The organism is Paenibacillus sp. FSL P2-0089 (assembly GCF_038595095.1).
Taxonomy (GTDB): domain Bacteria; phylum Bacillota; class Bacilli; order Paenibacillales; family Paenibacillaceae; genus Paenibacillus_AQ; species Paenibacillus_AQ silagei.
Genome location: NZ_CP152006.1, coordinates 6,448,138 through 6,462,889, shown reverse-complemented (window position 1 = coordinate 6,462,889; position 14,752 = coordinate 6,448,138). Strand labels below are relative to the sequence as shown.

At 52.3% G+C, this 14,752-nt stretch carries 16 protein-coding genes; all 16 read left to right on the top strand.

The features are described from left to right. The first annotated feature begins 6 nt into the window (after nucleotides 1-6). The 16 genes from NST69_RS27200 to glmM all read left to right on the top strand — a co-directional run bounded on the left by NST69_RS27200 (nucleotide 7) and on the right by glmM (nucleotide 14,347). On the top strand, nucleotides 7-342 hold the full coding sequence (locus NST69_RS27200) for a hypothetical protein (protein WP_081751111.1): 336 nt from the start codon (nucleotides 7-9) through the stop codon (nucleotides 340-342). Nucleotides 343-344: 2 nt separating this feature from the next. After that, nucleotides 345-956, top strand: coding sequence for a YmfQ family protein (locus tag NST69_RS27195; RefSeq protein WP_036724522.1), 612 nt, complete (start codon nucleotides 345-347; stop codon nucleotides 954-956). 11 nt (nucleotides 957-967) lie between these two features. Further along, nucleotides 968-2,449 carry a hypothetical protein gene (locus NST69_RS27190; RefSeq protein WP_342547615.1) on the top strand — a complete coding sequence of 494 codons (1,482 nt, stop codon included), beginning with the start codon at nucleotides 968-970 and terminating at the stop codon, nucleotides 2,447-2,449. A gap of 16 nt (nucleotides 2,450-2,465) precedes the next feature. Then, nucleotides 2,466-2,939, top strand: coding sequence for an XkdW family protein (locus tag NST69_RS27185; RefSeq protein ID WP_342547614.1), 474 nt, complete (start codon nucleotides 2,466-2,468; stop codon nucleotides 2,937-2,939). Between the two features lie 56 nt (nucleotides 2,940-2,995). Beyond that, nucleotides 2,996-3,127 (top strand): hypothetical protein, encoded by a 132-nt coding sequence (locus NST69_RS27180; protein ID WP_268748445.1) that lies wholly within the window; start codon nucleotides 2,996-2,998, stop codon nucleotides 3,125-3,127. Between the two features lie 158 nt (nucleotides 3,128-3,285). Continuing rightward, nucleotides 3,286-3,603, top strand: coding sequence for a hypothetical protein (locus NST69_RS27175; protein ID WP_036724518.1), 318 nt, complete (start codon nucleotides 3,286-3,288; stop codon nucleotides 3,601-3,603). A 1-nt stretch (nucleotide 3,604) separates the two neighbouring features. Beyond that, on the top strand, nucleotides 3,605-3,802 hold the full coding sequence (locus NST69_RS27170; protein WP_036724517.1) for a hypothetical protein: 198 nt from the start codon (nucleotides 3,605-3,607) through the stop codon (nucleotides 3,800-3,802). Beyond that, nucleotides 3,789-4,181, top strand: coding sequence for a hypothetical protein (locus NST69_RS27165; RefSeq protein WP_076160710.1), 393 nt, complete (start codon nucleotides 3,789-3,791; stop codon nucleotides 4,179-4,181). Before NST69_RS27170 ends, NST69_RS27165 begins: the two co-directional genes overlap by 14 nt. Continuing rightward, nucleotides 4,153-4,863: a M15 family metallopeptidase gene (locus tag NST69_RS27160; protein WP_342547613.1), complete on the top strand. Its 711-nt coding sequence runs from the start codon at nucleotides 4,153-4,155 to the stop codon at nucleotides 4,861-4,863. Before NST69_RS27165 ends, NST69_RS27160 begins: the two co-directional genes overlap by 29 nt. Beyond that, nucleotides 4,863-5,141: a holin gene (locus NST69_RS27155; protein ID WP_340757619.1), complete on the top strand. Its 279-nt coding sequence runs from the start codon at nucleotides 4,863-4,865 to the stop codon at nucleotides 5,139-5,141. Before NST69_RS27160 ends, NST69_RS27155 begins: the two co-directional genes overlap by 1 nt. 299 nt (nucleotides 5,142-5,440) lie before the next feature. Further along, on the top strand, nucleotides 5,441-8,233 hold the full coding sequence (gene ppc / locus NST69_RS27150) for a phosphoenolpyruvate carboxylase (RefSeq protein WP_342547612.1): 2,793 nt from the start codon (nucleotides 5,441-5,443) through the stop codon (nucleotides 8,231-8,233). Nucleotides 8,234-9,121: 888 nt separating this feature from the next. Then, complete coding sequence (gene sigW, locus NST69_RS27145) at nucleotides 9,122-9,688, top strand: RNA polymerase sigma factor SigW (RefSeq protein WP_036696241.1); 567 nt, start codon at nucleotides 9,122-9,124, stop codon at nucleotides 9,686-9,688. A gap of 99 nt (nucleotides 9,689-9,787) precedes the next feature. Continuing rightward, on the top strand, nucleotides 9,788-10,402 hold the full coding sequence (locus tag NST69_RS27140; RefSeq protein WP_036724508.1) for a zf-HC2 domain-containing protein: 615 nt from the start codon (nucleotides 9,788-9,790) through the stop codon (nucleotides 10,400-10,402). Between the two features lie 211 nt (nucleotides 10,403-10,613). Continuing rightward, nucleotides 10,614-11,447 (top strand): diadenylate cyclase CdaA, encoded by an 834-nt coding sequence (gene cdaA, locus NST69_RS27135; RefSeq protein ID WP_036724507.1) that lies wholly within the window; start codon nucleotides 10,614-10,616, stop codon nucleotides 11,445-11,447. Continuing rightward, nucleotides 11,440-12,894 carry a CdaR family protein gene (locus tag NST69_RS27130; protein ID WP_342547611.1) on the top strand — a complete coding sequence of 485 codons (1,455 nt, stop codon included), beginning with the start codon at nucleotides 11,440-11,442 and terminating at the stop codon, nucleotides 12,892-12,894. The genes cdaA and NST69_RS27130 overlap by 8 nt, the downstream gene beginning before the upstream one ends. A gap of 112 nt (nucleotides 12,895-13,006) precedes the next feature. Next, nucleotides 13,007-14,347: a phosphoglucosamine mutase gene (glmM, locus tag NST69_RS27125; protein ID WP_339251523.1), complete on the top strand. Its 1,341-nt coding sequence runs from the start codon at nucleotides 13,007-13,009 to the stop codon at nucleotides 14,345-14,347. The last annotated feature ends 405 nt before the right edge of the window (nucleotides 14,348-14,752 follow it).

Here is a 14,752-nt window from a genome sequence, read left to right as displayed (position 1 = left end):
GTGACCATGGCACGGAAGACATTGATTCAAATCCGCCGCGGCCTGGAGAGCGCGCTGGGTACGCTGGCCGCAGGCGAGCTGGGCTACTGCACGGATAGCGGTAAGCTGTTCATCGGCAGCGGCAGCAGCAATATGCTGCTGGCGGCAGGCCAAAGCACAGGCGATATGCTGAAAAGCATCTACGACACGAATAACAACGGCAAGGTTGATTATGCCCAGGCTGCGGATACGGTTCCGTGGTCAGGTGTGGACGGCAAGCCTTCCGTCTATCCGGCAGCTGCACATACCCATGATTATATGCCGAAGGGTCCGCTGACCTGGAACCAGCTGAAGGGGGTGTAGCTGTGGCTTATGGAGACAGTATATATGGCGTTGTGGCATATTCGGCAGATGATGTGACAGGGGAAGGGCCGGAGATTACCGCTCCCGATCTAATGAAATACCTGCCCGAGTATTATCAGGGCGTGCCTGAGATGGAGGCTGTGCAGGCCAGCGCAGGTAGAGCCTGCGGTGAAGTGGCATACGCCATGGCCGACAGTGACGATCAGAAGACGCTGGAGTCGGCTACCTGGGGGCTGTCCCGCTGGGAGCGGATGCTGGGACTGGCCTCAGATCCGAACAAGTCCTACGCCACCAGGCGGGAGATGATCAAGGCCAAGCTGCGAGGCAGCGGAACAACTACGCCGGAAATGATTAGGCGGACGGCGTCTGCTTTTTCCGGGGGAGATGTGGAGGTAGTCGAGGTGCCCGAAGCGTACAGCTTCGAGGTGCGCTTCGTCGGCACGCTGGGCATCCCGGCCAATATGGCAGGTCTGATTCAGATCATGGAAGAGATTAAGCCGGCCCATCTGGATTACAGCTTCGTGTACAGCTACACCTGGTGGGATTCCTTGAAGTCCCTCACCTGGAACGGTGCGCACGGCAAGACCTGGAATGAACTAAGAGTATATGAATAGGAGTGTGAGCGATGAAAACAACGGGTAATCTGGGGCTGAAAAAGCCCGATGGTACAGACATTGTAGATATCACCGATCTGAACGGCAATATGGATATTCTGGACACCGCCGTCAAGGCCGCGCAGGATCACGCCGCGGATGCGGTCAAACACATCACAGCCGCGGAGCGCACGGCATGGAACGCCAAGGCATCTACTGCGGTTGCGACCACGACCGCTGCCGGGCTAATGGCCGCAGGGGACAAGTCGAAGCTGGATAGCGTGGCACAGGGGGCTAATAATTATGTGCATCCTTCCACGCATTCGCCATCGATTATTGTACTGGACTCGTCCAACCGTTTCGTAACCGATGCGGAGAAGACGGCCTGGAATGGCAAGGCGAATCTGGTGACTACACCGCAGCAGACTATTACGGATATTACCTATTATGTCCGGACTGATGGAAATGATGGGAATACGGGAACGGCAGATACGGCGGGTGGAGCGTTTCGGACGATTGGGAAGGCATTCTCAGTTATACCCTCGACTGTCAACCATGCTGTTACTATTAATATAGCACCTGGGACATACAACGAAGTACTGAACATGGGCGGTTTTAAAGGATCAGGTAAAATTCAAATTAACAGTGGAGTCCGTGCGCTAAGCGCAAGTTACAATATACACTCACTACGTATCATTAATTGTGGTGTGGTCGTGTCTGTTTATGGATTAAATGCTCAATCGGCAACGGCACATGCATTCATGGTTGAAAATTGTTCTAACGTAGAGTTTTATTACTGCCAAGCTACAGCAGCTACAACCACATATCATGGTTTTGTGGCCCATTCTTCTAAGCTGTATTCATACGCATGTAGGGTCTCTAATAAATATGTTGGATTCTACGCAGGACAAAATTCAAACGTCTTGGTGTGGAGTACAGATGGAACGGCAAATAAGGTGGCTTTAATGGGTGCTGAGGGTGGGGTGTTATCTTACAATGGCACTTATCCAACCAGTTCAACTTTCAGTGATATAGCTTCTCAAAATAGTGGGAGCGTAACGTCTGGGGTTGTCAATCCTTGGGGAGATAATACCTACGCCTCAAGACCGATCGTATGGGCAGGGATGGCTGCAGATCAATCCTTATCTGCTAATGCTTGGACAATGATAAAATATGCCGGCGTATCGACTAATCAAATGGGGGGATACAGCGGAACAACAGGAGTGTTTACTTCGCCACAAACGGGATGGTACAAAGTCAGAGCTTCCGGGTTAGTTGCTAATGTTGCGGCTACAGTTCAATGTCAATTAAGAGTTCTTCAGGCCGGTGTTTCGGCTTACGCGATTGATGTGAAAAATGCGGGTTCTGTTAGTATGCATTTATTGTTAGCGGGAGAGATATTGCTCTACCTGCCATTAGGAGATTATTTCATCATTCAAGGATGGAGTTCCAATTCAGCAACTATTACCGGAGGTAACGACATATCTAGGCTTGAAATAGTTAGAGTAGCTTAAAGGAGGGATCATCTAGATGGATTTATCTAATGCAGTTAAATATATTTACCCTGATATTGATAGTTTAAAAGACTTCGAAATATGGAACAACGGCCCAGAACCCGTCCTGCGGCCGGGAGCCGAAGCCAAAGGCTGGGTACGCTACGAGATCAAGCCGCCAGAAATCGACGAACAACCCGTAGAGGGCGTCCACTACCGCCACGGCATTGACTATAATCTGCTGACCGAAGGCGAGGATTATGATCTCGTAGAACGCGGGCCGCATATCGCCGTCTGGAATCTGGACGCGCCACAGCCGACAGAGGCTGAATTGCAGGTAGCGTGGGAAGCGTACCAGGAGGCTGAGGCCAACAAGCCGCCGGTACTGACAGAGCTGGAGCAGTTGCAGCAAGAGAATCTGTGGCTAAAGGCGCAGAATAACGCGCTCAGCGAACGGGCGGATTTCATTGAGGATCTCATTGCGGAGATGGCCACGCAAGTCTACACGTAATCGTTCAGCGGGTCTAACCTGCGCATTACCTCTATAATAGAAAGGTGGTGAGAGCAATGGCATTATTTTTCGCACAACGCGTTACGCTGGGGAAGACGAAGTATAGCGAGATCCCCTCTACGCTGAAGCCTGCCGTCAAGCAGATTCTGGTGGAGAACGGACTTACGTTTCTTGTAACTGAAGAGTAGATTGCCACAGGCGCCGCTCAGGGCGTTTTTATTTTGCCCTCGGACCCGTCCGGGGGCTAAGTCCAAATATTCACCGCAGTGACGATGAAGCTTCAAGTTTAAATCTTAAGTGCGTCTTATATAACTACTTTAATAACCACACAGAAGGGAGTGAAGCAATGGACAGCAACGATGTAGCGAATCTGGAGAAGCTGCTGCCGCTTGCGGATAAGTATGGACTGGCTTATATCATCGCTCTGATTCTGCTCATGATTATGCTTGTGCTTTTGCGGTCAATTGTGAAGGGGAATCTGGTGCCGCGTGAACTGCTGGAGCGTGCTGAGGAAGACCGGGACAGGCTGCAGAATATCCTCGACAAAGAGCGGTCAGACTTCATGGCACCCACGCTTGAAGTCTTACAGCGCTTGAAGATAGACCATTCCGCAGGCAGCCATACGGGTAGTACCAGTACTAATGAAGAAGACAGGGGGGGATAACGTGCTGAGTGCGTGGATCAAGCGTCTATCGCCCCTGCACCGGGACAGAGAGCGGAGGCTGGCGCTGGCAGGACACCGAGTATCGCTCTCTATCCGCAGGTATAAGAATGTCTCTAAAGACATTCAGGAAGAAATCAGGAACAACGGGTTCGCCGAGTTCCTAATCTATGATCGGGGGGCAGAAGATGAGCAGCATTGATATTGTGTTGTTACTGGCCTATTCTATATCCTTTATCTGTGCGCTGCTGCTGATGGCTGCGCTTTTTTTGTATTTCCGCCGAAGATTCCGGGTGCGCGTGGTCAGTCTGTTTATGCTGGCTGCGTTTTTTTTCCTCGGGGCGTATACGGTTAAAATGGCGGTGGCCTTCTGGATCAGATTCAGCTCCGCTCCCGTCCCGGACGCTATACGAAGCTCGCTGCAATCGGATGCCTGGGCTATTGCCCAGACGGGAACGACCATAGGGCTAGTCATCCTAACCCTCTTGATGTACACCAGACGCCAGGATCTGTTCGTGGTCCTCTCTGAAATCAGGAAAGGGGAGGAATCGCATGCTGACGCTGGCTCAGGTCCTGAATAAATCCGCTGCCCGCCTGTCCGGGCTTCATCCCGCCGTCCTTGCCGCAGCGACTGCACTGATTGAACGCAGTTATGCTGTTGGAGTTCCCATTCTGATCACGCAAGGCCTGCGGACGATTGCCGAACAGGATGCGCTCTATGCCCAGGGGCGAACCCGGCCGGGAGCAATCGTGACGAATGCGCGCGGCGGGTACAGCTATCACAATTATGGATTGGCGGCGGATTTTGCGCTGCTGCTTCCGGATGGTTCAAGTGTCTCTTGGGATATGAACAGGGATGAGAACCAGAATGGGACCCGGGATTGGCTGGAGGTGGTGCAGCACGCTAAGGCCATCGGGTTCGAATGGGGCGGCGACTGGACTAGCTTCAAGGATTACCCGCATCTGCAGATGAGCTTCGGATTAAGTCTTGCGGATCTGCGGACCGGGAAAAAGCCTACGGCTGCGGCCGTGGAGGCGGTGGTTGAACGCATCAAGCCCAAGGAGGAACAAGCGATGAGGACTCAGATGAAAGTTGCAGTACAGGTGAATGGGAGGAAGATTGCGGACGGGTGGCTGGAGAATGGGGTTACCTATGTTCCTGCACGTAAAATTTCGGAGGCACTCGGCGCTCAGATTGCCTACCATCCGGCTGCCAACACCGTTGAAATCACCACCATCCCGCAGAAAGGAGCAATCTCATGATGAACCGCGAACTGCTGGACCATGTATTGGCTTTTGCCTCCATCCTGGCCGTATTTATTCTTGCCTTGGTGCAGCTGATCAAAAATAATACCCATTTGCCGCGTAACAGCATCCCTTTTATCGGACTTGGCATCGGGCTGCTGGTTGGAGCGGCGGCGTATCCTTTTACAGAGCTGGAGTTGACCTTGCGTCTATGGGCAGGCGGATTGGCCGGGTTATCGGCTACCGGATTATTCGAATTGGCATTCAACAATCGCTCAGGGCACACAATGAAATAAAAGTTAACCTGCGATGAACGGCCGGCTCTGAGGAGCTGGCTGTTTTTGTCGTTTTACGTCATATAACTTCACATGAACACTGCATAAAGTACATATCAAAGAGAGAATATACCAGGAAGAAATACATAATTTTTTGGGACTGCATAAATGGCCGGTTTGGTGTATAATCGAAATCACTGCACTGCTTTACCGCGCAATAAAGTTGAAGATTTCCGGGCGGTTTTATTGTATGATATGAGGAAGCTTTTCAAATAGACAATGTTAAGAGCATTGATCCGGAAGAGGATGGGGGGAGCAGCATGACCGAACTTACGACTACCGTTAGCAAAAGCAACTCCAACAATCTGCTGCGGCGGGACGTACGGTTCCTGGGGAACATACTGGGCGAAGTCTTGGTACACCAAGGCGGCAACGAACTGCTGGATATTGTGGAGAAAATCCGGGAGACCAGCAAATCGCTGCGCTCATTGTTTTTGCCTGAACTGCACAACGAATTTAAAGAGCTGATCAGCTCACTGGACCCGGAGAATCGCCATCAGGTGATCCGTGCCTTCGCGATTTATTTCCAGTTGGTGAATATCGCCGAGCAGAACCACCGGATTCGCCGGAAACGCGACTACGAGCGTTCTGCCGGGGAGACGGTACAGCCGGGGTCGATTGAGAGCGCGGTTCAGGACCTTCGCGAACGGGATTTCTCCCACGAAGAGGTTCTTGAGATCATGAGCGGCATGTCACTCGAGCTGGTTATGACCGCTCACCCTACTGAAGCTATGCGCCGTGCGATTCTCGATATCCACAAACGGATCTCCGACGACGTCATGGGCTTGGATAATCCGACGCTAACGTTCCGCGAACGCGAACAGCTTCGGGAGAAGCTGCTGAACGAGGTTATTACCTTGTGGCAGACCGATGAACTGCGTGACCGTAAGCCAACGGTGCTGGATGAAGTGCGTAACGGGATGTATTACTTCCATGAGACGATTTTTGAAGTGCTGCCGGATGTATATCAGGAGCTTGAGCGCTGTCTGAGCAAGTATTATCCGGGCCAGAACTGGCATGTGCCGACCTATCTGCGTTTCGGTTCATGGATCGGGGGAGACCGCGACGGCAACCCTTCAGTGAAGGCATCTGTTACCTTGCAGACCCTCCGTCTGCAGCGCAAGCTGGCTATTCGTGAATACCAGCGTATTATGCGCGAGCTGATGCAGTACCTGAGCTTTAGTACAAGCATTGTGAATGTGACGCCGGAGCTGCTGGAATCCATTGAGGCAGACCGGAATATTATCAATCTTAACCGGGTTGATGCCTGGCGTAATGATAACGAGCCTTACCGGATTAAGCTCAGCTATATGATCTCCAAGACACAGAATGTGCTGGACGATGAGAAAAAAGGAACACCAGAGCGCTACTCATCCCCGGCGCAATTCATCGACGACCTGAATGTGATTGACCGCAGCCTGCGGCATCACTATGCCGATTATGTAGCTGATACCTACATTAAGAAGCTGATTCGTCAGGTGGAGCTCTTCGGCTTCCACACCTCTACGCTGGATGTCCGCCAGCACAGCCAAGAGCATGAGAATGCGATGACAGAGGTTCTGGCCAAGATGAATATTACACCGGATTACTCCAAGCTGTCGGAGCAAGAGAAGATTGTGCTGCTGGAGAAGCTGCTGAATGATCCGCGTCCGCTGACTTCTCCTTACCAGTCGTATAGTGAAGGGACAGAGGAGTGCCTGGCGGTATACCGTGCGATCTATGAGGCGCAGGAGGAATACGGCAAGCAGTGTATTACAAGCTATCTGATCAGTATGGCGGAGGCGGCAAGCGATATTCTGGAGGTTATGGTCTTCTCCAAGGAAGTCGGCTTGTTCCGCAAAGACAACGACGGTACGGTAGTCTGTACTCTGCAGGCTGTGCCGCTGTTCGAGACGATTGACGACCTGCATGATGCGCCGCAGATTATGCGTACGCTGCTGAGTATGCCGATCTACCGCGATGCGGTCCGTGCGATGAATGATCTGCAGGAGATCATGCTGGGATATTCCGACAGTAATAAAGACGGCGGCGTGGTTACAGCGAACTGGGAGCTGCGTGTGGCCCTGAAGCAGATCACAGCGGCTGCCGATGAGTTCGGCATTAAGCTGAAGTTCTTCCACGGACGGGGCGGCGCCCTCGGACGCGGCGGTATGCCGCTCAACCGGAGCATTCTGGCCCAGCCGGCTTCCACCATCGGCGGCGGGATTAAGATTACCGAGCAGGGCGAGGTTATCTCCTCCCGGTATTCGATGAAAGGCATTGCTTACCGCAGTCTGGAGCAGGCGACATCCGCTCTGATTACGGCCGCTATTCATGCCAGATCGCCGCAAGCGGATCTGTACGAAGCCAAGTGGGATGAGATTATTGCCCGTATCTCTGAAGTCTCGCTGAACAAGTATCAGGATCTGATCTTCCGTGATCCAGATTTCCTGACGTATTTCAAAGAATCAACCCCGCTGCCGGAGGTAGGCGAGCTGAATATCGGCTCACGTCCTTCGAAGCGGAAGAATAGCGAGCGCTTCGAGGACCTTCGTGCGATTCCTTGGGTATTCGCTTGGACGCAGAGCCGTTATCTGCTTCCAGCATGGTATGCCGCCGGAACCGGTCTGCAGAGCTTCTATGAGGGCAAGGAAGAGAATATGAAGATCATGCAGCATATGTATGCGAACTTCTCATTCTTCACGACCCTGATCGATACGCTGCAGATGGCTATTGCGAAGGCGGATCTTGTCATCGCCAAGGAATACGCCGGGATGGGCAAGAACGAGGAAGCACGTGCGCGAATCTTCGGCCAGATCGAGGCTGAGTTCAAGCTGACCTCCGAGCTGATCCTTCAGATCACCGGCCAGCAGGATATTCTGGATAATGTTCCGGTCATTCAGGAATCTATCCGCCTGCGTAATCCGTATGTTGATCCGCTCAGCTACCTCCAGGTTCAGCTCCTCGCCGAGCTTCGCGCCCTGCGTGAGGCTGAGGGGGATGACGCTGAGCTGCTGCGTGAGGTACTGCTCACGATCAATGGTATTGCCGCCGGTCTTCGGAATACCGGCTGATTTGTCTGTAGCGGTTGGTTTATTGCAGTTGCTCTAAAAAGTCGGCGAAGCCGCTTTAAGGTTTTGATTTTCCGATCTTAGGCCCTGGTCTTTCGGTCTTGAATCTTTGAAGCAAGCCCTAAGCCGCTTCAGAATTCCCCGCCCACCTCCTAACCGGAGGTGGGCATTTTTTTATAGGAATTGGCGGTCACGAAGGCACAGGGGCACATTATATGCGAAAAACCGAACACAATGGGCAGTGACGAAGGCATATGAGCCAATGTATGTGAAAAACCGAATACATTGGAAGGTCACGAAGGCACACGGGCCAAATGTATGCGAAAAACCGAATAGAAATAGAATGAGGATGAAACAGGTGGATGCAAACAAGTGAGGTGCTGCCCTAAGAGTGGCATAAGGCACGGGCATGCTTCATCTGCTAGGAGGTTTTTGCCGTTTCAGGGAGGCCGGGAGTCGCAGACCCGGCTGAGCCCATGCCCCACCCCATTGTTGCCTGAGATATACCTGGGCAACAAGAAAAGTAGTGGGGGGAACCAGGCTGATGGAGGGGCGGAGCGGAAATTTGGAACTGTAGGAGCGATAGCGTTCGCCTTTATTGGCAGATTTCAACCGCAGCTAGCGGTTCCAATCAGGAAATCTGCCAATAACAGCGACCGGAAGTCCAAATGTTCTGCGCAGCCCCCGACTAATCAGCCGCCAGGGGGGCTAGGGGGTTCCTTCAGCGATCAGCCGCCAGCAACCCGGCAGCAAGCTTTTCCAGCACATTATATAGAAGGTAACAATACAAACCTTGATTTTTGCAAGCACATGATTTACGATTTAAATGCTTGTACCGTGGTCTTCGAAGAGCTGAAAGTCCAAGGGCGGCAAGTCTGGGGGAGTTAACAGGTGGAGAATCTGGAAGGCAGACTGACAAAGCTCGCCCTGAAGGGTGACCAAAGGGCATTTGCCGAGCTTGTGGAACTATATAAAGACAAAATTTATCATTTGGCTTACCGTATGCTGAATAACCGCCATGAGGCGGAGGATGTTGTTCAGGAGACTTTTTTGCGCGTCTACAGAAATTTGGACAGGTATGATGATAAGCAGAAGTTCTCGACATGGATCTACCGGATTGGTACGAACCTCTGCATTGACCGGCTGCGTAAGCGTCGCCCGACCTATTCCCTGGATGCCGAGATGAACGACCAGGAGGGGATAGACGGGTATTCGATGATTCCGAGTGATAATGTGACCCCGGAGACGGAGCTGCTGCTCTCTGAGACACAGAGACTCATCTATGAAGCCATCGACAGCCTGCCCGTGAAGTACAGGTCGGTTATGATTCTGCGCTATCTGCAGGATTTGTCGCTTCAGGAGATCGGCGATGTGCTGGATATGCCTGTAACGACGATCAAGACCCGGGTGCATCGTGGCCGTGAGTTTTTACGTAAGAAGTTAGGACCCAAATTGTAAAAATAGATTATTTTTTATGAAACTCCTGCATTGCAGGGACGTATGTAAGTTAAGCAAGTCTTATGCACTAAATTAGCACGTATGAAAGGATTGGCTCCTATGGAATGCAAACTGGCCGTCTCTATGATGCACGACTACCTGGATGACGACTTGCCCGACCTGCAGCAGAGGGAATTGAAGGAGCATCTTTTATCCTGTACGGAGTGCCGTGCGAGGTTCAAAGAACTGGAACAGACCGATATGCTGATGTTTTCCCTGATGCACCAGACACCTGTGGCCTCGGAGGATTTGGTTGGCCGGATTATGGATTCATTACCGAAACCCAAGAAGGAAAGAGCCTTCATCACCTGGATCAAGCGACATCCGGCCCTGACGGCGGCGTCTATGTTCATTCTTGTGATGCTGATGAGCTCCGTAACCTTTTGGAATCAGGATCGGCAGCTTGTGGTTAGAGGGGCAGACCTCGACCAGGTTGTGATCAAGGGGAATACGGTGATTGTACCCTCCGGCAAAATTATCTCCGGCGATCTGACGGTGGAGAACGGTAAGACTCAAGTCTACGGGGAAGTCAACGGGAACGTAACGGTAATCGACGGCTCGCTGTATCAGGCTTCAACCGCCCATATCTCCGGGCAAGTCAAAAGTATAGACCAAGCCGTAAGCTGGATCTGGTATAAAGTGACGAACATGTTCTCTGAAGTTGCCTACCGATAGCTAAATGTTGGTCGCTTGTAGCAGATAACTCATTTGCGCCTCTTTTTCCGGAAAGATGGCGCTTTTTTGTTGCCTGAAATGACAGGTTCATCAATTTACCAGCCGCCAAACTTGCAACCGGAGGCGTAACGTTATAACCTAGAATAAGATTCAAGCTTAACAGACAATTTACATAAACCCAGTTAATTTGAAATCACGGGGGTTTTCGGCCATGAGCTACTTTACAGACCTTACATGGAAAGAATCCATTAAAGATATAATTGATATTCTAATTGTCAGCTACATTATCTATAAAGTGCTCAACATGGTGCGCGGAACGCGGGCGGTTCAACTGCTGAAGGGGATTATGGTCCTGGTCGTCATCTGGGGCGGCAGTACTCTACTGGATCTGTATACCCTGAGGTGGCTGATGAACCAGGTGTTTACTTTTGGGATACTCGCGATTTTTATTATTTTTCAGCCGGAGCTGCGGCGGGGGCTGGAACAGCTCGGCCGGGGCAAGTTCTTCGGGCGGAATGCGGAGAATGATGAGGAGATCAGTAAATTAATCGGTGAAGTGATTAAAGCCGTGAATTATCTGGCTGTCCGCAAAATCGGGGCATTGATCGTATTCGAACGGGCCACGGGGCTTAATGAATATACGGAATCCGGGATCGCCATGCGCTCTGAGGTCAGCTCCGAGCTGCTGATTAATATCTTCATCCCCAATACGCCGCTGCATGACGGAGCGCTGATTATGCAGGGAGGCCAGATCGCTGCGGCAGCCTGTTACCTGCCGCTCTCGGAGAATCCGTTCATCAGCAAGGAACTGGGAACCCGGCACCGGGCCGCAATCGGTATCAGTGAGGTGGCAGACTCGGTGTCTGTGGTTGTCTCTGAGGAGACCGGCCTGATCTCGCTGGCCATCAATGGGCAAATTGTCCGGGATATCAAGGAAGAGTCCCTGATCTCGAAGCTGCACCAAGAGCTGAGCGCAACCAGCTCGCCCCTGATGGAGAAGAGCTCCGCTTTCTGGAAACGGAGGGGGAATAAAGACAATGGATAAATGGATGAAGAACAATAACTTCAACAAGATCCTTGCCCTGGCTCTGGGGATTATTCTGTGGACCATTGTGCATGTGGATACAGCGCCAACGTACCAGACTACGGTTAATACCGAATCGAAGACGATTGAGAATGTCAAAGTGGAGATTGAAGGCTTCGACAGTGAGAATTATGTACTGACCAAGGATGTGGACAGCGTCAGGATGGAGGTAAGGGGCAAGAAGTCCGATCTGACCTACAAGTTCTCCGATGCCTATCGGGTATGGCTGGATCTGAAGGATGTGAAGCCCGGTGATAACACGCTTCCGCTGATGTATTCGACTCCAAGCGGTGTAACCCTGGATGATATGGTCCCGAATCAGGTGAATGTGCATATCGAGGCGCGGACGACGAAGTCTTTTCCCGTCTCGCTGAATATTACGGGAGAGCCGGCAGCAGGCTATGAAGTAGGCAGTCCTGTGATTGACCCGGTATCCGTGGAGGTTACTCTTCCGGCAAGTGATCTTGGACGGGTAGCGAAGGTGCAGGGGAAGGTGGAGCTGGAGGGGCAGAATGAGACTTTTAGCGAGAAGAGGCTGAAGCTCTTTGCTCTGGACAGTAAGGGGAATGAGCTGGAGGATGCGGTCATTGAACCCTCTACAGTAGCGGTAGAAGTGCCTGTTACCCTCCCGTCCAAAACCTTGCCGCTAGACATCAGCTTCACCGGCAGTCTGCCCGGTTCCCTGGTGCTGTCCAGGGTAACGCCTGAACAGGATATGGTAACGGTGTACGGCAGTGCAGAGACCCTTAAGACCTTATCCTCGTATGAGGCTGTCCTGGATTTGAGCGCTATCAAGAATGCGGGTACTGAGCAGATGAAGCTGGAGCTTAAGCCGCCGGAGGGCACAGGCAAGATTGAACCTGCGGCAATGACCGTAGCGGTCTCTGCGGCGGAGATTACCCAGCGGACCCTCTCTGCTATCCCCATTAAGCTGGAGGGCGTCAGCAGCGGGCTGACAGCCCGTGTCATAGACCCTGAAAGCGCCACTATGGATCTGACCCTATCAGGTGCGCCAACACTGCTGGACCAGCTCGACCAGGATAGCATCAGTGTGGTTGCAGATGTCGTGGGGCTTACGGCCGGTGTTTACGATATTACGCTGCAGGTGTCGCTCCCCCGGTTCATTACCCTGGAGAATGCCGCCTCGCAGCTTGTTGCGAAGGTGGAGCTGGTAGCGCCTGCTGCTCCGGCCGCGACTGCCGTGCCGGACAGTAGCCCTATCCCGACGCCTACGCCGGAGCCCAGTGCTGAGCCTGCATCCGGGGACGAGACGCTCGTAGAGCCAACCCCGGAGCACACCACCGAGATTATAGAGGAGACTCCGACGCCGACACATATTCCGCCGGAGACTGCGGAACCAACGCCGCCCGCAAGCGGCAATAATGCCGACAGTACGGGCGGAACGTAACCTTCCGGGCATGTAAAAGTCTATTTATATGCACCTGACATACACGAAATATCGAATCATTCATACTATAATTTATTAAGCTGAAGCAGCGTATTCTAAAGGAGAAAAAAAGATGGGTAAGTATTTCGGAACAGATGGCGTACGCGGGGTGGCTAACCGTGAATTAACAGCAGAAATGGCCTACAGTATTGGACGCTGCGGGGGATATGTGCTGGCAGGAAATGTGGAAAAGCCTAAAGTGGTCATCGGCATGGATACACGAATCTCGGGTCCAATGCTGGAATCTTCACTCATTGCGGGTTTGTTGTCCATTGGGGCAGATGTGATCCGTCTGGGTGTAGTCTCTACACCTGCTGTTGCTTATATCACAAGATTGCTCCAGGCGGATGCCGGAGTGATGATCTCTGCTTCACATAATCCGGTGGAGGATAACGGAATCAAGTTCTTTGGCGGAGACGGCTTCAAGCTGACAGACGAAACGGAGCTGCGCATCGAGGAGCTGATGGATGCCGAGCACGATGAGCTGCCGCGTCCGGTAGGATCGGGTCTGGGCACGCTGCGGGTCGATGATCAAGCGAAATACCTCTATCTGGAGTATCTGAAGACCACCATCGACCAGAGCTTTAAGGGTACGAAGGTGGTGCTCGACTGCGCACACGGCGCAGCCTATGAGCTGGCACCACGATTATTCAAGGAACTGGGCGCGGAAGTAATTTCCATTGGGGCAGAGCCGGACGGGCTTAATATCAATGACGGCTTCGGCTCCACACACCCGGAGACTCTGCGTGCAGAGGTGCTGCGCCATGGTGCGGATCTTGGGCTTGCTTTTGACGGGGATGCGGACCGCCTGATCGCTATCGATGAGAACGGCGACGAGGTGGACGGCGACTTCATTCTCTGCATTTGCGGGGATGCAATGAACCGTGCAGGGAAGCTGAAGGATGGCACCATTGTATCTACAGTAATGAGCAACATCGGTTTCTACAAGGCAACAGAGAAGCTGTCGCTGAATACGGCGAAGACTGCGGTCGGTGACCGTTATGTGATGGAAGAGATGCGCCGCGGCGGCTATAATCTGGGCGGGGAACAATCCGGCCATGTGATTTTCCTGGACTATAATACTACAGGTGACGGTATTCTGACTGCGATTCAACTGGTGAATACCATGAAGTCTTCCGGCAAAAAGCTAAGCACACTGAAGTCCATGATGACTAAGTATCCGCAGGTGCTGGTCAATGTGCGTGTTCAGGACAAAACCAATTATCCGAACAATCCGGCCATTGAGGCCGCGATCATAGAAGTGGAAAGCAAGCTGGGCGACAACGGGCGTGTCCTGGTGCGTCCTTCGGGAACCGAGCCGCTGATCCGTGTAATGGCCGAAGGGCCGGATAAGGCGGAGCTGGATCTTTTTGTAGGGCAGATTGTTGAAGTGGTTCAGCGCGAGCTGGTGTAATCACTCACTGAAGTAGCAGGAACGGGTAGCCGGTGGATGGATCAATCTGATTCGTTCACCGGCTGAATGATTAATGTGGTCATGGCTGTTTGGAAAAAGTGTGAAATGGATGAAAAAGGTTTTCTTCGCCACATCGTTGCAAAAACGGGTTGAGGTGCATATAATAGACTAAGTGTCATTCCAGAAGGAAAGCGGGGATCGTAAGGTTATTGCAACACAAGCGCCAGAGCTTGATCTTGCGCGGGAGAGAAGGGAGGACCGGTGGCTGCGTAAGCAGTACAGGAAGGTCTGAACGGATCACGGCAGATGTAAGCTGACGAGGTGGAGGTGTTCGAAATGTTCGGCGGGGACCTCCCGGTGATGCACCAGAGCCGTAAATGGAAGCGGAAAATGCGAGGGCGACCT